A 24,202-nucleotide genomic window follows, 5' to 3' on the forward strand; every position below is an offset into this window, starting at 1 on the left:
CAGAAACGGCGGACCAATCCCGGTTAAATAGCACGCTGCAACGCGCGGAAAAAAGGAAAGCCCCGGCTCCGCCGACCGCGTGGCTACTGCGGCCGGCTCCTTCCGCTCTGCTCGAGGGTCCTGACTATCTGACCGCGATCCCTCCGTAGCCGGTGTAGTAGATGAGAAAGTATCCCGCCCCGATGACAAACAGGGTCATCGCGGCGAGCACATCGGCGCCCACGACCGGATATTCGATCAGTGTCGTTGGCCGATTGCGAAGCCCGAAGCCGCGGGCTTCAAGCGCCATCGCCATGTTGTTCGCCCTTCGCAGTGCCGCCATGAAAACCGGAATCACCACCGTGACGTATCGGCGCATCCGCTCGAAGAGCCTGCCGTGATCGAAATCATAGCCGCGCAGCTTTTGTGCATCGACGATCGTCATCGCCGAATCAATAAACAGAGGGACTAACCGGAACGCGAGCGAAATCGCGAACCCGACGCGGTAAGAAACCCCGAGCTTCGCCAGTCCCACCGTGAATTCCTCCACCCTGGTGGTGGAGAGGAACAGCACCGAAGCGGCGAGCAGCTCTGCAAGCTTGATACCCCGCCCCAGTCCAAAGACCAGCGAGGTTCGACTTACGTGGATGAAAGGCAAATTGACGAGTGGAGTTCCCCGCCGATAGAAGAACATCCATACGATCGTGGTCGTGAAAATCAGAATCAGAAAATACCAACGATAGCGATAGAAGTTGCGCCACGACCCCGTAGCCTGGGCCACCCACAACATAAAAATCCCAAGCGGCAACAGCGCGATCGGATTGTCGACCCAGTACACCGACCAAAACATCACGAACAAGGCGACGACTTTGACGGTCGGGTGCAGCCGGTGTACGAAGGTGTCGCGGTCCAGATAGAGATAAATCGCCATCAGGCCCGTTCCTTGATCCAATCCACCAGGGACTGCGGCGTCAGAGCTAGAGTGCCGAGCTTGCGCGCGAGGCGAGTCACCGGCGGGGCGCGGAACGAGGAATGGGCGAGGATTTCATCCTGGACAAAGAAATCCTCCACCGCACCGTCGAAAAGCTTGTGCCCCTTGCGCATCAACACGACGCGCTTCGCATATTCCGCGACCAGCCATGGGGTATGGGTGATCATCACGATCGCGATGCCGTTTCGGTTGAGCTCTTGCACCAGCGCCATCATTCGACGCTGCTCGCGATGGTCGAGCCCGGTGGTCGGTTCATCGAGAATCAGCAGGCGAGGCCGCAGCGCCAACACGCTGGCAACCGCGGCCCGCTGTCGCTCGCCCTTGCTGAGCAGGAACGGATCGCTGTCGCGCGCATCCAGCAGCCCCACCGCGTCGAGCACCTCCACGCATCGCCGCTCGACTTCCTCTGCATCGAGGCCGAAGTTGCGCGGACCGAAGGCGACCTCGTCCCACACGCTGGCCGCCGAAATCTGATGGTCGGGGTTCTGAAAGACGTACCCCACCTCGCGGGCGGTCTCCGCCGCGTGCAGCGTCGCCCGGTCGCGCCCCTTGAGCATCACCCGTCCCGCAGTTGGTTGCAGCAGACCCACGATATGCTTGGCGAGAGTGGTCTTGCCGGACCCGTTCTGGCCCACAATCGCGAGGAACTCGCCCGAGTGAATCTCCAGGCCAATGTGCTCGAGCGCCGCTGCTCCACCTGGATACGCAAACGTGAGGTCCATGACCTCGACCAGCGGCGCCGAGAACGCTCGGTCCAAGCGCGCCTTCGGGCTCGGGGTTGCGGCCAGGATGGCGGGCTTGGAGTTGCGGAGCTTAGGAAACGTTCGCACGATTGCCTCATAAGCGGCATCGACATCGCTCACGTGGCCCCCGATTCCCAGCAGGTCAAGCACCCGGTTGAGGCCCGGCGAATGCACGTCGCACAGCTCGAGCAGATTGAAATTCGTCATCACTACAGCAGGCGGCCCATCCGCTACGATCCTGCCCTGGTGCAAGAGCAGAATCCGATCCGCGTGAAGCAGCTCTTCGGACTCGTGCTCGACGACGATCAGGCTCAGGCCTTGTCCCCGCAGTTTGGCGATCAGATCGAAGACTTCCGCCTTGCCTTCCGGATCGAGGTCGGTAGTGGGCTCATCCAGCACGATTATCGAGGGCCGCAGCGCCAGCACCGACGCGATAGCGAGCCGCTGTTTTTCTCCACCGGAAAGGGAAGTCGGATCACGTTGCTCAAAGCCCGCAAGACCGACCGCTTCAAGCGCAGGGCCCAGGCGGGCCTTCATCTCGGCACGTTCCATGCCGACCTGCTCCATCGCGAACGCGACTTCCAACTCCACACTGGTGCAGAAGAGCTGCGCCTCAAAATCCTGAAACACCATCCCCACCTGCGCCGCTGCTTCACACACCCGCAGGCTGTCGAGCCGGGTCTTTCCGATCACGATGATCCCGCGGAATTCACCACCTTCAAATTCGGGGATCAGGCGATTGAGGCATTTGGCGAGCGTGGACTTGCCGGCTCCCGATGCCCCCATGACTCCGATCATTTCGCCTCGTCCCTGTTCGAAGCTGAGGGACCGCAGCGCGGGAACGGTCGCGCCGTGGTAGACGAACGTAACCTCGGAGGCCGACAGCGCAGCTTCGGCTATAGATCCCTCCGCGGGAGTCTGCAGTTCGCTTTTCACATCAATGCGAGACCCGCGAAAGCCAGGAAGATCATCGGACTAACCAGGATCAAGACTGCCTTGTCGTAGGGCGCGACATTCATCCATGCGGGAAGGAACCGCGGCTGCCAGAAACCGGTCGAAAGCAGATTTCCAAGCAGCCACGCGCCGCCTCCACCCACAATCAATAGTGCAATTCCGGTGATCCTGGACGCGAGCGGCCGCAGCTTGAGTTCCGGCATTACGTCACCATAGAGCAACCGGCCCTTGCGAACCCGCGGGTACACCGCGGCAAGTATGAAGGGAGACAGCACCAATGCCGAAACCATGTTGTTGAGGATGATCACGTTGCCGAGCATCGCGAAAGGCCGAATCACCAGCACGTTGTCGCCCCATCCCACCAGGTCCGCACACAAAACACTGGCGACCAAGCAGGCGAAGCCGTACTTCACCGCCAAAAGTGGCGTGCGCGGAACCGGGCTCTGCCCGCCGCCTATCGTCTCCCACACCTTGAACGGAATGAGCGCGTAGACCAGGTTGGCGAAGAACCCGAAAATGTCTCCGGGAGAAGCGCCACCAAAGAAATCGCCAATCATGTTGCCGATCGCGCTACCCCAGGCCGCTGCCGGTCCGAAGAGAAACGAGCATACCACCGGAATCGCGTTGGCCGGTCGCAGCTCGGTGACGCCCGGAATCAACGGAACGACCTTGAACGGCACCAGCACCGCGGCATACAGCGCCGCCGAAATAGCGCACAACACCACCATGCGGGTGTTGCGCCACATCAACTGCAGGCCGCTCATCGGTCTTCGCTACGCGTGACGCGCACGCGTAAAGTAGGATTTGCCCTCGGCGCCAAAGCGCACCGGCGCTCGCAGCCTGAGACCTAGTGGATGATCGACAGCCACGTCCATCTTGACGCTGACCAGTATGCCGACCCGTCCGCCGCGATCAAGCGCGCTCTTGAAGCGGGCGTTACGGCAATGGTCGCGCCGGGAACCGGGGGGACGTCGAACCGACGCGTACTTGATCTCGCCCAGCGGTATCCGCGAGTGGTCTATGCTTCGTGCGGATATCACCCCGAGCGGCTTGAGCTGACCGATGCTGACCTGGAAGAGGCTCTGACCCTGATTCGATCCGAGCGCGATCTGCTCTGCGCCCTCGGCGAAGTCGGGATGCCTTGGTACGGAGAGCGCGCCCGGGAGCCCGGCAGGCTCGCAAGTGCGGCGCGTAACCTCGCACGCTTTGCCCGGGCCGCTGTCGACGCTGACCTTCCGATGATCATTCACGCCCCGCACGACAGCGCGCGTGATGCGTTGAGAGTCCTCAGGGAAGCCGAAGTCCGCCGCGCCGTGTTTCATTGGCACAAATCCGACGATGCAACGACGCATGCCATCCTGGAAGCGGGGTACTTCATCTCCCTCACGCCCGAAGTCGCCTACCGAGATCGCGACAAACACCTGGCAAAGATGGTTCCCTTGGGACGCATGTTGCTTGAAACCGACGGTCCCTGGCCACATGGCGGTCCCTTTGAAAACCGGCCGACCGAACCCGCGATGATCATAGAGACGGTTGATGCGGTGGCATCGACCCTGAATGTAAGGCGCGAGCTGGTCGGCGCTGTGACAACCACCAATACCCGGATGCTCTTTCGTATACCCCCTTAGGCCCGGGCTATTGCGGTGACGCGGCCCTTGTCGACCCGTGTTCGAACCCCTTGAAATAGATCTAAATAGTCGGAGAGTAGTTCAAGATAGCCCATGCCGATTTACGAATACGAATGCCAGGACTGTCATAGACGCACGAGCGTTTTAACCACCCGTGTCAGCGAACGGGTGCGCGCGCAATGCAAGCACTGCGGCGGCAGCAAGATGAAAAAGCTGATGTCGCGCTTCGCGATGCCCAAGAGCGAGGAGCGGCGGCTCGACTCTCTTTCCGACCCATCCAAACTCGGCGACTTCGACGAAAATGATCCGCGAAGCGTCGCCAAGATGATGAAAAAAATGGGTAAGGAGATGGGCGAGGACTTCAGCGGCGAGGACTTCGATGAAGCAATGGAAGAGATGGAGTCGGGCGGCGACATAGACGATAGCGGCGAAGGTTCCGGCGGTGACGACCTCTAGGACCTTACCAAAACGAGCTCCGACGCCGGCTAGCTTCCGTCCGCCCTGAGCAGAACTTCGTTTGTCCTCTGCCGCACGGACCCACCACCGTCGCCGCACTCAATCCCCAGATCGGGCACCTATTCGGGCATGAATGACGGACTGCCGGTTTTGGCGGTCTGACCGCCGTCGGCTACAAACGCGGCTCCGGTCACGAACGACGCAAGGTCAGACGCCAGAAACAGGACGACATTTGCCATTTCCTCGGGCTTGCCGAGCCGCCCCATGGGAATCGTCTCGTAAAACCGCTGCGCGAATCCGGGCTGCTCCAACGCAGGCGCGAGCAGCGGTGTATCGATGGCCCCCGGGCAGATGCAGTTCACCCGCACTCCATCGCGCGCATACTCGATCGCGCCTACGCGCGTAAGGTTGATCACCCCGGCTTTGGCGGCGTTGTAGGCGGCGATGCCATAGTCGGCGCGAAGTCCGGAGATTGACGCGGTATTCACGATGGCGCCCGAGCCTTGCGTACGCATAACCGGGAGCACGCGTTTCATCGCTCGCCAAACCGCCGTCATTCCGACATCTATCATGTAAGCCCACACCGATTCCTCAACGTCGGCCAGCCGTCCGGCGGCCTGAGTGCTGGTTTGGGCGGTAGCCGGCATCCCGAACGCATTGTTGTGCAAGAAATCGATTCGCCCGAAGCGGCGGTTGGTATCCGCGATCATCCGCTCGATGTCCGCCGGTTTGGTCACGTCGACCGACATCGCGGTGGCGCGCCCGCCGGCGTCGATGATTTCGTGCTCGACCTTCCGGGCATTTTCCTCGTTGATGTCGGCGATAACGACAGTTCCGCCGCGCCCGGCGAACCCGATGGCCGTCGCACGTCCGATTCCCGATCCGCTGCCCGTTACAATTCCAACTTTTCCGTCAAACCGCATGGTAGGTTCTCGCATACTGATTTCTTCCTAGTCAAAGACGCTAATCCTCAAACGCCCTGTAGCCGCAGCTAACCCGTCGGGCGGCGAATACGCTATCGTCGCAGCTCACAACGATTCACCCACGGAGAGGGCTCGATGAGACTTGTCGGGAAAGTCGCTTTGATTACCGGGGCTGGCTCGGGGATGGGCCGCGCCGCCGCATCGCTGTTCGCCCGCGAGGGCGCCAAGGTGGCGGCCGTCGATATCAACGAGGCGTCAGCGCAGGAAACTGCCGCGGCAATCGTCCGCGAGGGCGGCGACGCATTCGCGATGCGAGTTGACGTATCCAATTCGGAAGACGCGCGTTCGATGTGCGATGAGACCGCCCGTCGCTATGGCGGGCTGGACATCGAGTACAACAACGCCGGCATCGAGGGCGAAGGCGGCTTTCTTGCCCAGCTCAGCGAGGAAGCTTTTGATCGGGTCATCTCGATCAATCTCCGTGGGGTATGGCTCGGAATGAAATATGCGCTGCCCCATCTCATCAAGCGTGGTGGTGGAGCGATCATCAATACCGCGTCGGTAGCCGGAATCGTCGGCATCAAAGGCGCGGCCGCATACTGCGCAGCCAAGGCGGGCGTCATCGCGCTAACTCGGGTCGGAGCGATCGAGTACGGGCGCTATAAGATCCGAGTGAATTGCATTTGCCCTGGCGTAATTGACACTCCAATGGTGGGGCGCGTGTCCGAGCAAGGCGGCGTCACCTCGCAGACGAATGATCGCGTTTCCTTGCTGGGTAGGATCGGTAAGCCCGAGGAAATCGCCCGAACCGCGCTGTTCCTCGCCAGCGACGACGCTCCCTTTGCGACGGGTGCACCATTCGTAATCGACGGCGGATGGATCGCCCGCTGACGGTGAACCAATATGGCTTCCGGGATCAGCAGGCTTAAAGACAAAGTGGCTATCGTGACCGGTGCGGCCCAGGGAATCGGTCGTGCCATCGCCACGCGGCTTGCGGCGGAAGGCGCCGCGGTGGCAATCGCGGACGTGCAAGTCGACACCGCGCAAAAAACTGCTGGCGAAATTCAAAGCACCGGCGCGAAAGTCATCGCGGTCAAGCTCGACGTCACCAAATTCGAGGACGCGACCGCAGCTAGCGCTACAGTCGAGGGAGAGCTCGGGCCTATCGACATTCTGGTGAACAACGCAGGGTGGGACAAGCTCGAGCCCTTCGTCAACAGCGCACCAGAGACCTGGGAGAAGATCATCGCGATCAACTATCGCGGGGTACTCAACTGTTGCCGCGTGATCGCTCCGAAAATGCAGGCCCGCGGGAGCGGAAAAATCGTGTCGATTGCTTCGGATGCAGCTCGGGTTGGATCGACCGGCGAAGCGGTCTACTCGGGGTGCAAAGCCGCGATAATCGGGTTTTCGAAAACCCTCGCGCGCGAGCTTGCGCGCAGCCAGATAAACGTCAACGTGGTGTGTCCTGGTCCGACCGAGACCGCGCTGCTGCGCGAAGCAATGGCCGGCCGCGAAGGCGTGCTAGAGGCGATGTCGCGCGGCATTCCCTTTCGCCGACTCGGCCAACCCGAGGATCTGGCGGGGGCGGTGGCGTTTCTGGTCTCACCCGACGCAGACTACGTTACCGGACAGGTGATCAGCGTTAGCGGCGGATTGACGATGGCCGGGTAACGGGCGAGCTTTTAAAGCCACCTTGACGATCGGTTTGCCCATTTGAGACGCAGAACTGAGTTGTTCTGGCTCGTGCTGGCCAGTTTCTTGCTCGCCCTCGCCGCCGGGCGCGAAAGGCTTTGTCAGTTAGCGATTCCAATATCTTGGTTGATGCTCTCAGGCTCGGTGAGGACTCGAAGCATGAGGTGCTCCACGTTGGCGCGCGAAATCGTAACTCCTCCCCGGAGATTCCGCCCATATGCAGTACGGTAAGTGCCGGTGAGTAGCTTATTGGTCAGGCGCGGTGGTCGGACGACGGAGCTGCCGAAAGGCTGACCGGCTGAGCGTCCGAAGAAAGAGCCGCTTCTACGCGATTCTCTCTCTTTTGACTTGCGATGCGCTGCGCGCTCGATCGAACTCGTCCGCGATCGCCTGGTCGCGCGCCGCCAACTCTTCCATATCAACATCGGCAAACGCGAGAACTCCCATGTCGCTGTAGGCCTTTCTGACACGCGCCCCCCAGAGACCGATGTCCTTGATGGCCGGCACAATGCGGGTGAAGAGCGCTGCACGGAATTCCTTCATCCCGGGCGAATTCTCTTCCCACTCGATGCATTCCTTGATCGGCAGTCCCAGGCGCTCGTACACATCGCGCGAATTGAACCGGTCGCGCACTGTGTAACACGCATCAACCACAAACTCCTCACGTTCGGCGCGCTCCTTCTCGCTGAGATGCGGGTAATACTCGCGAAGTGCCAGGCGACCGAATGCCACATGGCGCGCCTCGTCCTGCATCACGTATGCGTTTACCGCTGCCGCGAGCTGGTTCTTAGCCATATCGCGGATGCCCGCGAAGGCGGCGAGCGCGAGTCCTTCTATCAGCACCTGCATTCCGAGATACGTCATGTCCCATCGCGAATCGCGCAGGATTCCTTCCAGCAGACTCTTGAGCGGCGGCGTGATCGGATAGGTCAGATCAAATTTCTCGTGAAGCAACCGCTTGTACACTTCAACGTGGCGCGCCTCGTCCATCACTTGTGTCGCAGCATAGAACTTCGCCTCGACGTCCGGCACCTGCTGTACGATTTTTGCGGTGCAGATCAGCGCACCTTGCTCTCCATGCAGGAACTGTGAGAGGTCATTGGCCTGCGAATGACGCCGGAGTTCGGCGCGCTCATTTCGCGTTAGTCGCTCCCACACCGGAGACCCATAAATCGAAAGATACTCGTCAGGTAGTTCTTCGGGATTTTCCGGGTCAAGGTCGAGCGACCAATCGATCCGATCACTCGCGTTCCACTGCTGCTTTTTGCCCTTTTCGTACAGGCGATGGAGGGATTCGCTGCCATCTTCATATTCCCATTTGAAACGGCTCTCAAAGGCTTCAGGTACGATCCATTCGAGTTCATCGATGGGCATTGCATATCGATTTGCGGTGGACATTAAAAGTTCTCCCAGAGTATGGATTCGTTGGATCGTGCGACCGGGCCGCAGGCTCCTGTTCCGCGCTACTGCTTCAAGTCACCCGCGCTGGTTAGTCAGATCGGGCCGAACCACTTCGATCGGATCGCGCAAGTCATCAACATAGCCGAGCGAATATGCACCGCGTTGATAGCCAATCAGGCGCAGCAATTCCACCGGCAATGTCCGTGCGATTTCGATAGGCACGGAAAGGTACTGGTTTTCTTCCTGACGCAGCCACGAGACGTTGTACTGAATCGTGATACCGGTTCGGTTGCCACTCGATCGATTGGCGCCGCCGCCGTGGTAAGTGGCTCCGGGGTATAACAGCACTGAGCCCTTCGTCATTTCCGCCGCTTGGGTATCGGCCTCTGTGAACCGCAGCTTGTCGTCAAGCTTGTGACTTCCCACAACGATGCGGGTGGCGCCGTTTTCCGCGGTGAAGTCGGTCAACGCCCACATCGTGCCCAACGAGACCGGATAGTCTTTGACGAAGGGGTACATATCGAAGGCCCACTGATCGCGATGGATCGCCTGCGCAGGTTCTCCAGGGCCGATCGTTATCACCTGCGTAACGTGCATTTGAAAACTGGTAGCTCGACTAAAGATTTGTTTCCCGACTCCGAGTACCAACGGATTCATCACGAGCTCGCGGGCGGTCGGGGATCGCGCGATCAACCCGCCCGTACGCTGCGTGCGCCGTCCCTCGAATTCGTCTTTACCGGCGGGGGTTCTATCTATCCAGGGGCGAAGTTCGGAAGCGATCTGATCCATCAGCTTCGAAGAGACGAGCCGATCGATTACTACAGCGCCATCCCGATCGATCGCGGCGAGAGCGTCCTCGCGGCGGGCATTTGCATCAAGGTGCAGGATAGTCATAGTGCGAACCTCGGTCTTCTATTTTCGGAGCCCTAGTCGCGCTTCTGCTCCACCCGGTCGCCGTGCGGCTTCTTCAGCTTCTCTAGGGTGTTCTCCAGGCGACCAAGGCCGAGGTTTTGGATTTCAGGCCGCACTACCTGGAGGGGATCGAGCAGATCGCCCACGTAGCCAAGCGCATAGGCTCCGCGCTGATAGCCCATCAGCCGAAGCAGTTCGACTGGCAGTGTGCGTGCGACTTCCATCGGCACCGCCAGGTATTGATTTTCCTCTTGCCGCAACCAGGAGAGGTTGTACGTAAGATTGATTCCAATGCGGGTTTCACTGGAACGATTCGCGCCTCCGCCGTGATAAACGCTGCCGCTATAGAACAGCACGGAGCCCTTGGTCATTGCGGCGGGTATGGTGTCTTCTTCCTTAAAGCGCAGCTTGTCGTCGAAGCGATTGCTGCCCGGAATCACCCTGGTCGCGCCGCTTTGTTCAGTGAAGTCCGTCATCGCCCAAATGGTGTTGCACTGAACCTCGTATCCTTTCGGAAAACTGAAAAAATCAAAGGCCCACTGATCGCGATGGATGTGCTGCGCCTGTTCGCCCGGACCGATTGCGATGACTTGGGTCAGGTGGAGCTGATAGCTGGCAGCGTGGCCAAGAAACCTGCCGCAGGTGGCGAGCACGAGCGGGTGCATCACTAGCGAGCGGCACTTGGGCGACCGAGCGATCAGCGAGCCGGTGCGGCGTGTATTTCGTCCGGAAAAGCTGTCCGGCCCCGGCTTGGTGTTTTCAATCCAAGGACGCAGTTCCGCCATGACATCGTCGACCTCACCCGCGCTCAGGACCGAGTCGACAATTACGGCGCCGTCACCTTCGAGCGCTGCGGAAACTTCCTCGCCGCTAGTAGTTGTTTTCAGATGGCTGATGTTCATCGCACCGACGTCCTTCTCCGATTCGATTCGCGCACACGGCGCGACCGACGATTTCCTACAGCTGTGTCACTCGCGGATCGCTCGCTGATGAGCGCTTCGATGACAAGGCTGAGCCTTCGTTTCAGGTCTTCGAGCTGAGCTCCAGTATGAGTCAGTCGTTCGATCTCGAATCCGCGCACCACGTCGATAATCGTGCGCGCCGCATCGACTGGACGCGCCGCTCCGAGCTCCTCCAACGCGGCCGTGAGACGAGCTTCCATCCATCTTTCGTAAGCATTGAACTCACGAGCCAACGCGGGATCGCGGGCCGCGTAAAGAATCAGCTCATACTCCACCCGAACTATTGTGGGATTGTCGGAAAACTCCCGGCGCACAATCTCCAGCACCAATTCGATAATGCCCGAGGGAGTGTGGGGCCGCTTCTCATCCTCGACGTCGGAAATGAATGCGATAGCCTCGGACAGATAGAGACGAAATGCTTCGCGAAGGAGATCCTCACGAGAATCGAAGTAATAGGTAAGTGAGCCCAGCGGGACCTGCGCGCGATCCGCGACACGCCGAAAGGTAATCGCATCAGGACCGCCGTCGGCGACGATATGGAGGGCCGCCTCCAGGATTTCCTTGCGTCGCGCTTCGGCCGAAGAGTGAGGTTTGCTTTGGTGTCTGAAAAGCATCTGTACAAATGTACGCGTCAGTTGTTCGCTCGTCAAGAGATAGATGCCTCGCCTGAAGAGCCTCCAGACCGGAAAGAAGGGACCCGTAGAAAGCGACCAGAATGTGAATCAAAGTTGTCGCGTCAAAACTGTGAGACTATGAAGCTGAGCGGTCGGCAGAAAATCCTTCGTGGGTCGGTTCGTCCCGTAGAGTCACCGCAGCGCAAGATGTTGGTCGCAGCGTGATATCGACCCCCTGCGTTTGATTTTAACGTCTGTCCTCAAAGATCTCCGACGCACCAGGTTCATAACGTAAGCAGGTTTTGTTATCCTCTGCCTCATCTAGGACCTTGATCGAACGCCTCGTCTGAACTATCGTTCAGAACATCAAGAAGGCGGCGGAGTAGCACTAGATGCCCGACTTGGAGCCACACACAACTCGCAATTTTTCCGGCCCGCAGGGACTGCCGGTCGAGTACAAGGACCTGCTGGTGCGCATGCTTTCCATCCAATCGCGCATCGAGTCCGAATACATGCTCGCCGCCGAGCGCACCCTCATGAAGCCGCTGGCGATGGCGCCCACTCCCGAGGACAAGGCCGAGTATGCGGCTTTCTGGTCGGATGAAGTCCGGCACGCGAGTTACTGGATGAAGTTGCTGGAGGATCTCGGAGTTCACGTCGACGAGGCGTTTATGGCAACGCCGATGCCGATTTACATCTTCGAAATGCGCGATCAGGCGCAGGACTGGATCGAATACGGTCTGTTCAGTTTTTTCGCCGACCGTCAGGGCGCCTACATGGGCTATGAGTGGGTCGGCTGCTCGTACGAGCCGCTCGCGCGAATCGCGGACCGCGTGCACAAGGAAGAACTGGGCCACGCGGCATTCGGCTACAAGCTGCTGCGCCGCCATCTCCAGCGCGACCCCGAGCACGGGCGGGAGAAACTGGTTCACTACCTTCGGAAATGGTATCCGGCCGGACTGGACATGTTCGGTAAATCTGGATCGAAACGCCAGCACGATTTCCTGCGCTGGGGCTTGCGCCGGCGCACCAACGAACAGATGCGCGACGAGTTTCAGGCGGAAGTAAACGCCCTGCTCAACCGCCTCGAAGTGCCAATACCCGATCCCACGGTAGGCCGCCGGTTCCTGTAGGCGGCGACCCGCCACCGGGGCTCGTTAGAGAAAGATTTTGAAGAAAGCCGCAACCCAGACCACCGCCGCACGACGGATGGTCAAGCTCAAAACCGGCGCGAAACTGCCTGGCCCCGACGAGCGCTATGACGCCAACATCGATCACATTCTGCGCGCAGCGGCGTCGGTATTTGCCGAGAAGAGCTTCGGCTTGGCCTCGGTCCGCGACATCGCGGCACACGCGCGGATCTCCTTTCCCCGCATCTACTACTATCTCCGGAACAAGGAAGAACTCCTCTATCTGATTTCGCGCCGCGCGTTCGAAGAACTGCTGAAACGTGCGGAGGAAGCCGCACACGGCGCGCCCGATGCGGCAAGCCGGCTGCGCAAATTCATCGCAGGTCATCTCGAGTACCACATGGACAATCTCCCGGAAATGAAGGTCCTGGTGCGCGAGGCCGACTCCTTGACCGGGCGCTATTCGGCCGATATCACGCGCCTTAAGCGCGACTACTCGCGGCTGTGCCGCAAGATAATCGACCAGTTCGCCGACGAACGGGGACACCCGCTGGATCGCGAGGGCAGCCGGATTGTGACTTCGCTTCTGTTCGGCGCGATGAACTGGTTTTACACCTGGTATGAACCCACTCGGGATTACGAGCAGCGCGCGCGAATAATGGAGGAAGTCTTTCGGATGGTCGCCGGGTCGATCGCCAACCACTAGCCGGTCATTGGCATGCTGGATGGGTGTACGCCATATCCCGTGGAATTTCGGGAGCGCTACCTCCGCGAAGGTTATTGGCGCGCTGAAACGATCTCCCAAGCGGTGTCCAGGTCTGCGCTCGCGCACCCGGAACGAATCGCGGTGGCAGATGCGAGTCGCACCCTTACCTACGCGCAGTTACTGGAAGAAGCTCGCAGCTTCCGTGACGTTCTGGCAAAGAATGGGCTCAGGTGCGGAGAGCGAATAATCGTCCAACTTCCCAACTGTGTGGAATTCGCCAGTCTGTCGTTGGCCTGCTTCGATCTCGGCGTCATTCCAATCATGGCGCTACCCGCATTCCGACGAGCTGAGTTGGCATACCTGGCGAAGCTCACCGATGCGAAGGCAATCGCGAGCGCGCCCGAGTACCGCGGCTTCGATCACGCCAAGCTGGCGGTGGAACTCTGCAACGAAATCCCTTCGCTGGAATCGGTCTTCAGCGTCTCACCGCGAACCCGCACCATCGATCTGCACGAGGCAGTGCCCGATTCAGAACCACTCGGTGCCTCGCGAGGCGACCCATTCGAGTGTGCGTTATTTCTCCTCTCCGGAGGTACCACCGGCCTGCCCAAGCTAATTCCGCGCACCCATGCAGATTACCTGTATAACGCGCGTGAGGCGGCCGTGGTCTCCGCACTCGAAGCGAGGAGCCGAATCCTGATTGTGTTGCCGACGGAGCACAATTTTGCGCTGGCGAGCCCCGGACTGCTCGGAGCTCTTCTGACCGGTGCGGCGACGGTCTTCAGCCAGGACACGCGGGCTGCCGACCTCGCGGCGACGATTTCACGCGAGCAGATTACACACCTGCCGTGTGTCCCGACTCTCGCGATCACCCTCCTCGACCTGCCGGAACCCGAGCGCCGCCAGCTCGACGCGCTGCAGGTCATCACGGTTGGCGGGCAACGTCTGCAGCAGGCGACTGCAAACAGGCTCAAGCGCGCGTGGTCGAGAATGGCAGTGCAGCAGGTGTTCGGGATGGCGGAAGGCTTACTGTGCTATACGCGCCTAGACGATCGGGATGAGGTTGCATGTTCGACACAAGGGCGACCACTTTCGCCTGCTGATGAAATCCGCATCGTCGATGAGACCGGACGCGAGGTCGCATCCGACGATTGCGGCGAACTCTGGTGTCGCGGACCCTACACCATTCGGGGCTACTATCGCGCCCCCGAACGCAATGTCGAGGCATTTACCCGGGACGGCTTCTATCGCACAGGAGATCTCGTTCGCCGCGATTCCTCCGGCAACCTGGTGGTCGTGGGGCGCATCAAAGACCAAATCAATCGCGGCGGCGAAAAGATTAGCGCCGAAGAGGTAGAGTCCCATTTGATCGCTCATGACTCCGTGTCGGCCGCTGCCGTCGTGGCGATGCCCGATGAGCTGCTTGGAGAACGTGCGTGCGCGTTCGTAACGCTCAAGCCGGGGGCCAGCCTGGAGCTGGAGCAGATGCGGGAGTTTCTCGTCACGCGCGGGCTGGCCCGGTACAAATGGCCCGAACGGCTTGAAGTAATCGATTCGATGCCTCTGACCAATGTTGGCAAGGTGAAAAAGGCGGAGCTGCGGCGCGATATCGAAATGCGAATCGATCGCGAGCATCGGCGCGAGAGGGGGAGTGACAGCACGCACACCCACAATCGCGCTTAGCGAACGCGCGAGAGAGGGAATCGACATGGACGTACAAAAAGGACTTGGTGAGCTCGATGCCCTGATCAAACGGCTGGAGCGTAACAATCGCACGCTCAAATCTCATCCGACCATCGAAAAAATCGAACGTGGCGAACTCACGATGCCCCAGCTCAGGCATTGGGCAACCCAGCTGTTTGTCGGCAACAAGGGCCACAACGCCAACATCCTAGGTTTGATCTATGCGAAGTGTGATGACTTCCCCGCCCGAAAGGCCATCGTCGAGAACCTCATCGAAGAGGAGTTAGGGCGAGTCTCTGGTGTCAATCGGTCACATCCGGAGCTGTATCTCGAGTTTGGCGAAGCGATTGGGATCCCGCGAGAGGAGCTGTTACACGCCCGCATGACGCCCGATGCGACCGCGATGGTGCACTGGATGTACTGGCTGGCGGATTCCAAGCCCTGGTACGTGACCCTGGCGGGGATCAGCCTGGGCTCAGAGCTTTTCAATCCCGATGCGTACGTTCGCGTGATCGACGGCTTGCAGCGGCACTATCATCTCTCCGACGACGCCCTGCTCTTCTTCTCAGTCCACGTGAAGGTGGACAAGGACCACGGCGACTCCAGCGCGGGCTCGATTTTTCTGGCGATCCCGGAAAGCGCGGCCGCCGAGACCTTGTGGGCGGTAGAATCGCATATCGAGTTCATGCGCCGGCTGTGGGCAGATACCAATCCGCCGGTCGCCTGATTCTCGGCGAATCAGATGCTACGGTCTCTTCAGGTCTTGCACGATCTCTTTGAGCGTTCCGCGATCTTGCTCGCTGCGCACCGGCATATCGAAGCTCAGGCGACTAACCCCTGCGAACCGCTTCTTGATCGTGGCCGCGATATCCCGGTAAGTGCCCACCGCAGCAAACGCATGGACCATCTCCTCGGTTACCAGCTGGGCCATGTCGCGCCACTTCTGCTGTACCGAGAGTTTGTGGAGCTGCTCGGCAGTATCGCCCCAGCCATCGATTTCGAAGCTCGACCGATATGATCGCGTCGATCCGTAAAACGCGATCGTAGACTTCATGTTTTCGACGCCGCGCGCGACCGTGTCCTGGTCCTTGCCTGCAACCAGAAATCCCCCGCCGCCGATTTCGAACTTATCCCAATCAGACGCGGGCCGGGCGGATTTCTCGAAGCCTTTTTTCAAGTTCGGAAAAGCAATCTGTTCCAGGTAGTTGCGCGTCACGATTCCGTGCAGGCGGACTCCGTCGCAGACCTCGCCAGCGACCTGAAGCATCCGCTCCTGAACGGCGGCTATCAGGACCGGGATATTGGGGTGGGTCTGGGGAGGCGGTGAAAAGTTCGGAGTCATCAAGGAAACGTTGTAGTGCTCGCTGCGGAAATCTATCGGCTCGCCGGTCTGCCAGGTCCGCCAGCACGCGCGCATGGCGCCGACATAGTCTTTCATCCGCTGCGCCGGCTTTGACCACGGCATGGCAAAGCGCCGCGTCACGTGGCCCTTCACCTGCGAACCGATCCCGAGCACAAAACGGCCGCCGCTCATGCGTTGTAAATCCCATGCGGTATAGGCGGTGGCCACGGGACTCTTCGTGAAGCACAGCGCAATTCCCGTCCCTAATTCCAGGTGCGAAGGCTCCTGGGCCGCAATCGCCACAGCCAAATACGGGTCATGCTGGGTTTCCACGGCAATCACCGTGTCGTAGCCGAGTGCTTCCGCATCGCGCACCTGATCACGCAGGGTCGACCACGATGGTTCGTGACGCTTCCCCTCCTGCTGCATGTCCGGCGAGTATGGAGTTCCGAAATGAAGTCCGCGTTCGACTTTGATCCTGGCCATGCGGCGTTTATCTCGTTGCGCCGCCCGCCCTGTCAAGCCGCGCGAGAGTTGGGGTTGCGAGGACTGCGGGGTGGAAGTTTCAGGCTTTCACGCCAGGCCGGTCGCCCGGGGCGAATTGACGGATGACTAGCTGACTGGGATGCCGGGAGCTGGAAAACTGCGGCACATCTCGGCGACCTCGCCAGCGATCTTCTGCAGGCGCGCCTCGTCGCCGGCGTGAGAGACCGCCTCGTCCATCCATCGTCCGATGTGCTTCATCTCGGCTTCCCGCATGCCACGCGAGGTAACTGCCGGGGTTCCAAGCCGGATTCCGCTGGGACTGAATGGCCTGCGGGGATCGTAGGGGACCGTGTTGTAGTTGCACACGATCCCGGCGGTATCGAGGGACTTGGCCGCCTTGCGCGCAATTACTTTCTTGTTGGTCAGGTCCACCAGAATGAGATGGTTGTCGGTACCTCCCGATACCAGCGAAAACCCCCGCGCCAGCAATTCCTCCGCGAGGGCCTTCGCATTGCGGACTATCTGGCCGGCGTATTGTTTGAACTCCGGGGTCGCAGCTTCTTTCAGTGCAACGCCAATGGCGGCGGTGGTGTGGTTGTGCGGGCCGCCCTGCAAACCAGGAAATACCGCGCGATCGATAGCATCCGCTACTTCCTTGCGGCAGAGAATCATCGCCCCACGCGGTCCGCGCAGAGTCTTGTGGGTAGTGGTCGTTACCACATCGGCGTAGGGAACCGCGTCTGGATGGAACCCGCCCACGATCAGGCCGGTGATGTGTGAAATATCGGCGAGCAGGTAAGCGCCGACTTCTTTGGCTATCTCGCCAAACGCCCTGAAATCGATGGTCCGTGGATAGGCCGTCGCGCCCGTCACGATGATGCGTGGACGCTCTTTTTTGGCCATCTCTCGCACCACGTCATAGTCGACGCGATGGGACTCGCGATCGACCCCGTATTGGACTGCACGCCAGAAGGTGCCGGTGATGCTGACGTTCCAGCCGTGGGTCAAATGCCCTCCCATCGGGAGCGCAAGACCCATGATCGTTTCGCCGGGTTTCAAAAGGCCGAAGTAAACCGCAAGATTTGCGGGCGAGCCCGAGTACGGTTGCACGTTGGCATGTTCGGCTTTGAACAACGCCTTGGCACGCTGAACTACGAGGGTCTCCAGCTCGTCGATGTGCCGTTGGCCCTCGTAGTAACGCCGGCCCGCGTAGCCCTCGGAGTACTTGTTGGTGAGAACCGAGCCGGTGGCCTCCATAACCGCCTTCGAAGCATAGTTCTCGGACGGAATGAGCCGGACGGACTCGTGTTCGTAGCGCTCTTCCTTACGAATTATCTCGTAGATTTCCGGGTCGGTTCGCTTGAGATCGTCCACGCCGCGCCTCTTTAGAAAGCCTAAGCCTACAGAGCGATGCGCCGCGACGCAAAACAGGTGCGCCAACCGGTTGGCGTGGAGCCGGGTAAGTGTCCCGGTGAAGAACTTGGCTGAGAACCTTGACCCTACTGCAGATCTGGCGGAGTAACTTTTGCAATCCAGTCGCGGTAATTGCCGCCGTAGCCAACCGCCTGTTGACGCTCTTGCAGGCGGTGAACGATTTTCTCCACCGCTTCGGGCGCCAGTTTCGGCCGCGCGTCTAAGACAGCGGCAATCTGCTCGGCTTCGGCCTGTGCTGCCCGGCGCGCACCTTCGGCAAGCGGAAGCTGTTCGCCGCTGAGTCCCAGGTATGCTTCGGCAACGCGGGTTCCGACCTCGGTTCCGCTCTCAAGAGAATCCTTGATGTTGCCCTTACCGGTGAGCACGTTCCCGGCGGCAAACACCGCCGTCGGGCCGTCCAGCAGGAGCCCGATCTTTTCGTTGACGTAAGTATAGACTTCGCCCTTCTGTGGAATGCCAGGAATGGGCTCCGGAATGCTGCCGATCGAACTTATCGTAAGCTCTCCGCGAGCGGCCTCCACCGGGCTGTCGAGAATCCGCACCCGTCCATCGGCTACTTCCGTGGCGTTGAATTGTGCCCCCACCATCTTTTGGTCCTCGAGCAGAAGCCCGGTTGGCGCGCGTAATTCCTGGAACTCGAAGAGGTACTTGCGCATCGCCTTCTCGAGAATCTTGCTGCGCGCCATACGCAGTGATTCCGCACGTTTCGGGGGCGCATCGGGCGGGATGTCGGATAGCGGCATGTCGATGACGCGGCGGCGATAAAACAGCTTGCAAGGCTGGACACCGAGGTCGGCCCATTTGAGTTTGTGAGTGGCGAGTACCGGCTCGAGACCCTCGCGCTCGAGCCGTAACATTTCCTCCCGGATTCCCCGCGCGGCCAGAGCCGCCAGTGCCATCTCGATTTGAAGTACTTTTACGACGTCAATCGATGCCAACCCGCCGCCGACGACGATGGTACCGGGCTTGAGCTGGTAGCGTGGGCCGCCGTAGGCGCGCTCCGGATAGTGATTGAACCAGTAAATGAGCGGGTTCTGATAGACCAAGCCCTTATCCACGAACTGATCGGCGCCTTCGACGGGAAAAGCGCGGTCCCTCCACGCCCCGTGAGTCAGAACGACCCCGCTGATGCCCCATGCGGTCCGGAGCTCTTCAAACTCCAGTTCCCGACCCATGCGGGTGAGCGGCACGTAAGCGACATTCGGGTGGTCGAGGCGTTTGTTGATCTCCTCGTATTCGTCCTTGCGCTGCTTAACGTGCCAACGTGGCAATCCGTCTTCGATTTTTCCATACGGTCGTGGGTTTTGCTCGAAGACGATAGCCAAGGCGCCGCGCGCGGCGAGGATTCGCGCGATTTCGGATCCCGCGGTCGCCGCCCCGACGACTGCGATTACGTGCCGCGAGTTGGTGACAGTCCCTGATTCCGCCATAAGGGAGTATTCATTAGCGTCTCGACGTTCGGGGTGCAATCGGCTCTAAAATACCAATTTATCTTGCGCAGGCTGGCGTTGCATGGTTTTCTAGGACCGCTGCGGGAGCGAGCGGTCGGTGCGGTTCCGATACCCCGAAATTGCGATTGCTGGAATTCTTACCCTAATCCTCTGCACTTGTTCTGCCGGATACAAAGCGTACACCGCTTCAGGTGGCGGCACCGAAGCTGCGGTCGGAGAACAACACGACACCCCCTATTCAGCCAGGGATAGTTTGGCGACTACAGAAGATGTGCTGCGGGGGGAGGGAGTGCTGTTCCAGATTCAACCCGATGACAAGCTTGAGACCTTGTGGCGCCCGGCCGACAAGCCGGCCGGAATGCTCGCAAGCGCCGTGGGTGTCAATCCGCAATACCGATACATCATCGAGATTGTCCCTACCGGCCAGCGAACTAGCCGAATCGTCGCCAACGTTGAAACGCAGGATGTCGCGGACGACGAGATCGCTTCATACCTGCCGAGCAAGAAACTGAATCTCTTCAACAAGTTCGACCAGCTCGCCACTCAGTACCCGCCGCCATCGAGCACACCTCGCCATGGCGGGGTCAACTTCGCCCTGCTGCCTGGAGAAAACCTCCGTGCACTGGCGAAACGGGCTACTGGTAACGAGGCCAACTGGGAGAAAATCGCAAAGGACAACGGGCTTACGTCGTCGAGCGATTTGAGCGGCGTGCAGAGCATATGGGTCAGCGACTCGCTGCTCCAACAGAAGGGAGGTTCTCCCGGTGATCCATAAAGACCACCTGGCAGAGGTGTTCCACTGGTTCCTCGCCGCTTCTGAAGAGGACGTCGGTCTGACTGCCAGTTTAGTCCGGTCAGTCAGTCGTTCGTCGACAGTTCGGTGGGATCATACTCGGGGCATAGTCCCGACGGGCTCACCGCCGCGACAACGGCCAGAAACTGCTCGAAGGTCATTTGCATGTTGAGGAATCCACCTTGGCAGAATACCCAGCCGTAGTAGTCGAGAATCTCGTCCGGAATGGAAAGCGGCAACCTCGGCAATGTGTTGACCGTCGGAAACGGGCGCGGTTCGTCGCGATGGACGGAATCAAACAGCCGGACGTTCGAGGGATCCTCTTCGTCCACAACGCTGCCTTCCCTCAACGGAATTACCTTACCCCTCATGCTGCGGCTCATAGCCATGGAGCCTCCTGCCTAAGACAAAGCCCCCACTTGCTACGCCTAATTTTAGATCATAAGGGCTCCCGGTCAAGCGAAAGCAGGGATGAAAAAACGCGCACAAGCGCTACTCAGCGACGACAGAAATCCAAGGTGAACATGACTTCAAAAGCCATAACCCCTCAATTTAATTATGTTTTCTAGCTTTCAAGCCCTCGTTTTGGGAGCCGTGCAAGGGTTGACTGAGTTTCTGCCCGTCTCCAGTTCCGCCCACTTGATCCTGATACCGTGGTTGCTCAATTGGAAAGATCCCGGCTTGGCCTTCGACGTGGCCTTGCACCTGGGAACCCTGCTAGCGCTCATAATCTATTACTGGCAAACATGGATTAAATTAGTTCGATCCTTAATGAACGACGACGTAGCTTCTCGGCGCTTGTTATTTCTACTTATAATCGCTTCCGTCCCGGGTGCGATTATCGGGGTACTGCTGGAAAAGCAGGCCGAGACCATCTTCCGCTCACCGCTATTGATCGCAAGCACAATGGCGGTGCTGGGAATGGTTTTGTGGTTAGTTGACAGGTTGTTTCACTCCCGCCGCAAGGTGTCCGATTTCACGGCGGCCGATGCCCTGCTCATTGGTCTCAGCCAAGCCCTAGCCATCGTCCCCGGGGTTTCCCGATCGGGCGCCACCATAACGATGGCGCGCGCGCTGGGAATTGAGCGCGAGGATGCGGCGAACTTTTCATTTCTGATGGCGACGCCAATCATCGCCGGCGCCGGATTGTTGGAGGCCCGCAAACTGGTTGCTACCGGCATGCATGCTCCCGTCTTGTGGGGGTTCCTTGCCGCGGCGGTATTCGGGTTGGCGGCGATCGCCGGGTTGATCCGATTTGTGCGGACGCGAACCTATCAGCCGTTTGCGTGGTACCGAGTCGCCGTCGCACTGGTGGTCTTTGCCGTCGCCCTCGTCTGAAGTGAATTGTGCGCCTCAAGCTGCCGTGCCAGCGGGCCGCCCCGCAGCTGGCCCGGAGACGCGAAGGCGCGCCTTCAAGATCGGAGTAACTCTCGCCCTCAGCAACACCATCATCGGCGCCGGGCAACCTGCACTCACCCGCTGGGGAGCTACCAACCTGGATCCATTGCTGTTCTGTACGGGAGCAGTAGTAGTCGCTGCACTGTTCTGCGTCGTTTTCATGTATTCGCGCGGCGAGCTGAAGTTGGTGTTTGGCCGAGCCTTCCGGCTTCGGCTCGCCATGATGTCCGCGATCGGAACCATGGCCACCAGTCTCTTGCTCACCTTCGGCATGACCCGGATTAACGCGATAGCGACCACCATCCTTCTTCAGAGCGAACCGATCTATTCGCTGGTACTCGCGATTATCGTGGTCCGCGAGCGGCCATCGAACCGACAGCTCCTGGCAACTGCGACGATTCTGGTGGGCATCGCTTCCGTGTTTGCCACCGGAGGGGCGTTCTCACCGGCCTGGGCTGCGCTGGTGGTTCTGATCACCCCGCTGTTTTGGCAAACCTCGCATGTGATGGGCCTCAGCATGATGCCGCCTCTGTCGCCGTTGACGGTTACGTCTGGACGGATGATCTACGCGGCGCTCGGACTCGGGGCGCTGCTGATTATCACTCGACCTGCGACGCTGCCCGAGTTGGCGAACGTTGGCACACTCACGATCATCGTGGCGACTGGATTGTTCATCTATTTTCTGAGCGCGCTGACGTGGTACGGAGCAATCAGCCGCCTGTCGCTGGCCTGGACCACGGCCCTGGTCGTCCCGGCAATCCCTTTGCTGTCGATTCTGTTCGCTGTGGTCTTTCTTGGTGAACGGGCGACGGCGCGAGAAATTCTTGGTGTGTTGATTGCCATTGCGGGAGTCCTGGCGCTGGTACTGGGGGCCGACGCCCATCGCCAACATCCGGCGGGCGATGCCGTGGAAGCTGTTCATCAGCCGCTTACCTAGACCGCAAAGGGCAGAGTTTGCATTGCCAATTGACTCTGCTACCCATGAGGAACTAATTGAGCGGAAGCACCAGGTCGGCATTCAATCGCCGAACCTCAAACAATTCGAGGGAGTAACCATGGCACGACTCATCAGACACGACGTGAATCATCCGTACGAAATTGCGGAAGGAACCGAGTTGCCGCTCTACATCTGCGGATGCGGGCTGTCGAAGAACAAGCCATTCTGCGACGGCAGCCACAAGAAAACGCGCGACGAAGAGGCCGCCGACACCTACATCTACGACGACGCCGGGCGGACCCGGGTGATCAAGCAGTACTGATCCAGTGACGGGGAAAGAGGTGGACGCGTCCGCGTTCCACCTCGGACCTCTCCGTCATTGCGCGCGTAGCGGTCAATGCGTCTCGACGCCGCCACAGATGTTGAGGGCCTGACCGGTCATGTAACCGCCATCGTCGGACGCAAGAAACGCAACCACGTTGGCAACATCATCGCCGGTTTCCATTCTGCCCATCGGCACTTGCGCGACGAACGTTTTAATAACTTGATCGCGGTTTAGATTGCGGGTCGCGCCAACCATATTGATCAAGCCTTCAAGCAGCTGGGTTTCCACGAACCCCGGACAAACCGCGTTGACCGTGATCCCGAATTGGCCCAGTTCCAGGGCCAGGCTCCGGGTGAGTCCGATCACGCCATGTTTGGCCGCGCAGTAGGCAGCCATGCCCGGACCACCGCGTTTTCCTGCAATCGAGGCGGTGTTGATGATTCGACCGCCGCGCGCCCCCGCGATGATTTTGGGTGCGACATGCTTGGCGCAAAGGAAGGCGCCGGTGAGGTTCATCGCAACCGTTTTGTTCCAAGAATCGAGCGATTGCTCGACCACCGTGCCGCCCCCGACCCCACCGCCGGCATTGTTGCATACAATGTCTATCCGCCCGAACTCTTTCATGGCCGCGTCGCTCATCCGGGCGACTTCACCCTCATCGGTCACGTCGACCTTGACCGCAATCGCGCGGCGGCCCAGGTCTCGGATGGTCGCGGCAACTCGCTCGAGTTCTTCCATCTGGCCAAATTTCGCATCTGGGTATTCAGCTATCGAGCGGCAATAGTCCGCCGCCACGATATGCGCACCTTCGCGCGCCAGACGCATCGCGATCGCCTTGCCGATTCCCCGGTCGCGTGCACATCCGGTAACTATCGCCACTTTGTCTTGCAGTCTCATATTTTTTGCACTCCCCACTGCTGGTCTGCCTCCCACGCCGGGTGGCCCGTGCGCCCCCGGAATCTCGCGCAGGAATGCTCGCGTCGGTATGTTAGTCGGAGCCCACCGGGTTGGAAATGAGAGACACTGGAGAGATCTCACGCGCGGACGAGGAGATGGTTTCGCCGTCCGCTTCTAACGTCTCATCGTCGGCCGAATCCGCGACTGCGGCGGCCATCCAGATCGGCGCAATCGCAACGCCATGGCCCGCGCTCCTTATCCTGATCGCGCTCGGCTCGCTCCTGTTCTTGTCCAACCTCGGTGGCTATCCGCTCTACACCAAAGGCGAACCTCGGGAGGCCGTGACCGTGTTCGATATGGTG

At 59.8% G+C, this 24,202-nt stretch carries 26 protein-coding genes; 13 read left to right on the forward strand and 13 right to left on the reverse strand.

The features are described from left to right. Positions 1-124 precede the first annotated feature (124 nt). The 3 genes from VGI36_13455 to VGI36_13465 are packed head-to-tail and all read right to left on the reverse strand — an operon-like array spanning position 125 to position 3,431. On the reverse strand, positions 125-910 hold the full coding sequence (locus VGI36_13455; protein HEY2486151.1) for an energy-coupling factor transporter transmembrane component T: 786 nt from the start codon (positions 908-910) through the stop codon (positions 125-127). Further along, entirely contained in the window at positions 910-2,649 is a 1,740-nt protein-coding gene (locus VGI36_13460) for an energy-coupling factor transporter ATPase (GenBank protein ID HEY2486152.1), read from the reverse strand. Before VGI36_13460 ends, VGI36_13455 begins: the two co-directional genes overlap by 1 nt. Continuing rightward, on the reverse strand, positions 2,646-3,431 hold the full coding sequence (locus VGI36_13465; GenBank protein HEY2486153.1) for a QueT transporter family protein: 786 nt from the start codon (positions 3,429-3,431) through the stop codon (positions 2,646-2,648). The genes VGI36_13460 and VGI36_13465 overlap by 4 nt, the downstream gene beginning before the upstream one ends. A gap of 90 nt (positions 3,432-3,521) precedes the next feature. Here VGI36_13465 and VGI36_13470 point away from each other — a divergent pair, with 90 nt between their 5' ends. Both VGI36_13470 and VGI36_13475 read left to right on the forward strand, forming a co-directional pair. Continuing rightward, positions 3,522-4,295 (forward strand): TatD family hydrolase, encoded by a 774-nt coding sequence (locus tag VGI36_13470; protein ID HEY2486154.1) that lies wholly within the window; start codon positions 3,522-3,524, stop codon positions 4,293-4,295. Between the two features lie 93 nt (positions 4,296-4,388). Next, positions 4,389-4,751, forward strand: coding sequence for a zinc ribbon domain-containing protein (locus VGI36_13475; GenBank protein ID HEY2486155.1), 363 nt, complete (start codon positions 4,389-4,391; stop codon positions 4,749-4,751). Positions 4,752-4,870: 119 nt separating this feature from the next. On the opposite strand, the gene VGI36_13480 is transcribed toward VGI36_13475, so the two are convergent. Then, complete coding sequence (locus VGI36_13480) at positions 4,871-5,689, reverse strand: SDR family oxidoreductase (GenBank protein ID HEY2486156.1); 819 nt, start codon at positions 5,687-5,689, stop codon at positions 4,871-4,873. Positions 5,690-5,809: 120 nt separating this feature from the next. Here VGI36_13480 and VGI36_13485 point away from each other — a divergent pair, with 120 nt between their 5' ends. Together VGI36_13485 and VGI36_13490 are read left to right on the forward strand one after the other, a co-directional pair. Further along, entirely contained in the window at positions 5,810-6,565 is a 756-nt protein-coding gene (locus tag VGI36_13485; protein ID HEY2486157.1) for a glucose 1-dehydrogenase, read from the forward strand. A gap of 12 nt (positions 6,566-6,577) precedes the next feature. Beyond that, positions 6,578-7,348 carry a glucose 1-dehydrogenase gene (locus VGI36_13490; GenBank protein ID HEY2486158.1) on the forward strand — a complete coding sequence of 257 codons (771 nt, stop codon included), beginning with the start codon at positions 6,578-6,580 and terminating at the stop codon, positions 7,346-7,348. Positions 7,349-7,693: 345 nt separating this feature from the next. Here VGI36_13490 and VGI36_13495 read toward each other — a convergent pair whose 3' ends face one another. From VGI36_13495 to VGI36_13510, 4 genes are all read right to left on the reverse strand, one after another. Continuing rightward, entirely contained in the window at positions 7,694-8,767 is a 1,074-nt protein-coding gene (locus VGI36_13495) for a diiron oxygenase (protein ID HEY2486159.1), read from the reverse strand. Between the two features lie 78 nt (positions 8,768-8,845). Further along, positions 8,846-9,664, reverse strand: coding sequence for a phytanoyl-CoA dioxygenase family protein (locus tag VGI36_13500; GenBank protein ID HEY2486160.1), 819 nt, complete (start codon positions 9,662-9,664; stop codon positions 8,846-8,848). 32 nt (positions 9,665-9,696) lie between these two features. Beyond that, complete coding sequence (locus VGI36_13505) at positions 9,697-10,584, reverse strand: phytanoyl-CoA dioxygenase family protein (protein ID HEY2486161.1); 888 nt, start codon at positions 10,582-10,584, stop codon at positions 9,697-9,699. Further along, positions 10,581-11,258, reverse strand: a complete 678-nt coding sequence (locus tag VGI36_13510; GenBank protein ID HEY2486162.1) for a TetR family transcriptional regulator — start codon at positions 11,256-11,258, stop codon at positions 10,581-10,583. The genes VGI36_13505 and VGI36_13510 overlap by 4 nt, the downstream gene beginning before the upstream one ends. Before the next feature lie 392 nt (positions 11,259-11,650). Here VGI36_13510 and VGI36_13515 point away from each other — a divergent pair, with 392 nt between their 5' ends. From VGI36_13515 to VGI36_13530, 4 genes are read left to right on the forward strand one after another with little or no spacing between them, the layout of a single operon-like run. Then, positions 11,651-12,391 carry a Phenylacetic acid catabolic protein gene (locus VGI36_13515; protein ID HEY2486163.1) on the forward strand — a complete coding sequence of 247 codons (741 nt, stop codon included), beginning with the start codon at positions 11,651-11,653 and terminating at the stop codon, positions 12,389-12,391. A gap of 37 nt (positions 12,392-12,428) precedes the next feature. Next, entirely contained in the window at positions 12,429-13,094 is a 666-nt protein-coding gene (locus VGI36_13520; protein ID HEY2486164.1) for a TetR/AcrR family transcriptional regulator, read from the forward strand. A gap of 12 nt (positions 13,095-13,106) precedes the next feature. Beyond that, entirely contained in the window at positions 13,107-14,777 is a 1,671-nt protein-coding gene (locus VGI36_13525) for an AMP-binding protein (protein HEY2486165.1), read from the forward strand. A gap of 25 nt (positions 14,778-14,802) precedes the next feature. Further along, on the forward strand, positions 14,803-15,504 hold the full coding sequence (locus VGI36_13530; protein ID HEY2486166.1) for an iron-containing redox enzyme family protein: 702 nt from the start codon (positions 14,803-14,805) through the stop codon (positions 15,502-15,504). Between the two features lie 18 nt (positions 15,505-15,522). Here VGI36_13530 and VGI36_13535 read toward each other — a convergent pair whose 3' ends face one another. From VGI36_13535 to VGI36_13545, 3 genes are all read right to left on the reverse strand, one after another. Next, entirely contained in the window at positions 15,523-16,605 is a 1,083-nt protein-coding gene (locus VGI36_13535) for a TIGR03617 family F420-dependent LLM class oxidoreductase (protein ID HEY2486167.1), read from the reverse strand. Positions 16,606-16,731: 126 nt separating this feature from the next. Beyond that, positions 16,732-17,979 carry a serine hydroxymethyltransferase gene (glyA, locus tag VGI36_13540; protein ID HEY2486168.1) on the reverse strand — a complete coding sequence of 416 codons (1,248 nt, stop codon included), beginning with the start codon at positions 17,977-17,979 and terminating at the stop codon, positions 16,732-16,734. A gap of 125 nt (positions 17,980-18,104) precedes the next feature. Beyond that, a complete protein-coding gene (locus VGI36_13545) occupies positions 18,105-19,469 on the reverse strand; it encodes a hypothetical protein (GenBank protein HEY2486169.1) in 1,365 nt (454 codons plus the stop codon). 274 nt (positions 19,470-19,743) lie between these two features. On the opposite strand from VGI36_13545, the gene VGI36_13550 reads away from it, so the two are divergent. Then, positions 19,744-20,265: a hypothetical protein gene (locus VGI36_13550; GenBank protein HEY2486170.1), complete on the forward strand. Its 522-nt coding sequence runs from the start codon at positions 19,744-19,746 to the stop codon at positions 20,263-20,265. Between the two features lie 83 nt (positions 20,266-20,348). Here the strand turns inward: VGI36_13550 and VGI36_13555 are convergent, their stop codons facing one another. After that, positions 20,349-20,654 carry a hypothetical protein gene (locus tag VGI36_13555; GenBank protein HEY2486171.1) on the reverse strand — a complete coding sequence of 102 codons (306 nt, stop codon included), beginning with the start codon at positions 20,652-20,654 and terminating at the stop codon, positions 20,349-20,351. Positions 20,655-20,841: 187 nt separating this feature from the next. On the opposite strand from VGI36_13555, the gene VGI36_13560 reads away from it, so the two are divergent. The 3 genes from VGI36_13560 to VGI36_13570 all read left to right on the forward strand — a co-directional run bounded on the left by VGI36_13560 (position 20,842) and on the right by VGI36_13570 (position 22,940). Next, complete coding sequence (locus VGI36_13560) at positions 20,842-21,621, forward strand: undecaprenyl-diphosphate phosphatase (protein ID HEY2486172.1); 780 nt, start codon at positions 20,842-20,844, stop codon at positions 21,619-21,621. Between the two features lie 25 nt (positions 21,622-21,646). Continuing rightward, the gene (locus VGI36_13565) at positions 21,647-22,618 is read left to right on the forward strand and encodes a DMT family transporter (GenBank protein ID HEY2486173.1); all 972 of its coding nucleotides are present in this window, start codon (positions 21,647-21,649) and stop codon (positions 22,616-22,618) included. Between the two features lie 118 nt (positions 22,619-22,736). Further along, entirely contained in the window at positions 22,737-22,940 is a 204-nt protein-coding gene (locus VGI36_13570) for a CDGSH iron-sulfur domain-containing protein (GenBank protein ID HEY2486174.1), read from the forward strand. A gap of 72 nt (positions 22,941-23,012) precedes the next feature. Here the strand turns inward: VGI36_13570 and VGI36_13575 are convergent, their stop codons facing one another. Continuing rightward, positions 23,013-23,840: an SDR family NAD(P)-dependent oxidoreductase gene (locus VGI36_13575; GenBank protein ID HEY2486175.1), complete on the reverse strand. Its 828-nt coding sequence runs from the start codon at positions 23,838-23,840 to the stop codon at positions 23,013-23,015. 116 nt (positions 23,841-23,956) lie between these two features. Between VGI36_13575 and VGI36_13580 the strand changes: the two genes are divergently transcribed. After that, the coding region (locus VGI36_13580) for a hypothetical protein (GenBank protein ID HEY2486176.1) at positions 23,957-24,202 on the forward strand (246 nt) is incomplete at its 3' end.

This window comes from Candidatus Binataceae bacterium (assembly GCA_036495685.1).
Classification (GTDB): Bacteria; Desulfobacterota; Binatia; order Binatales; family Binataceae; genus JAFAHS01.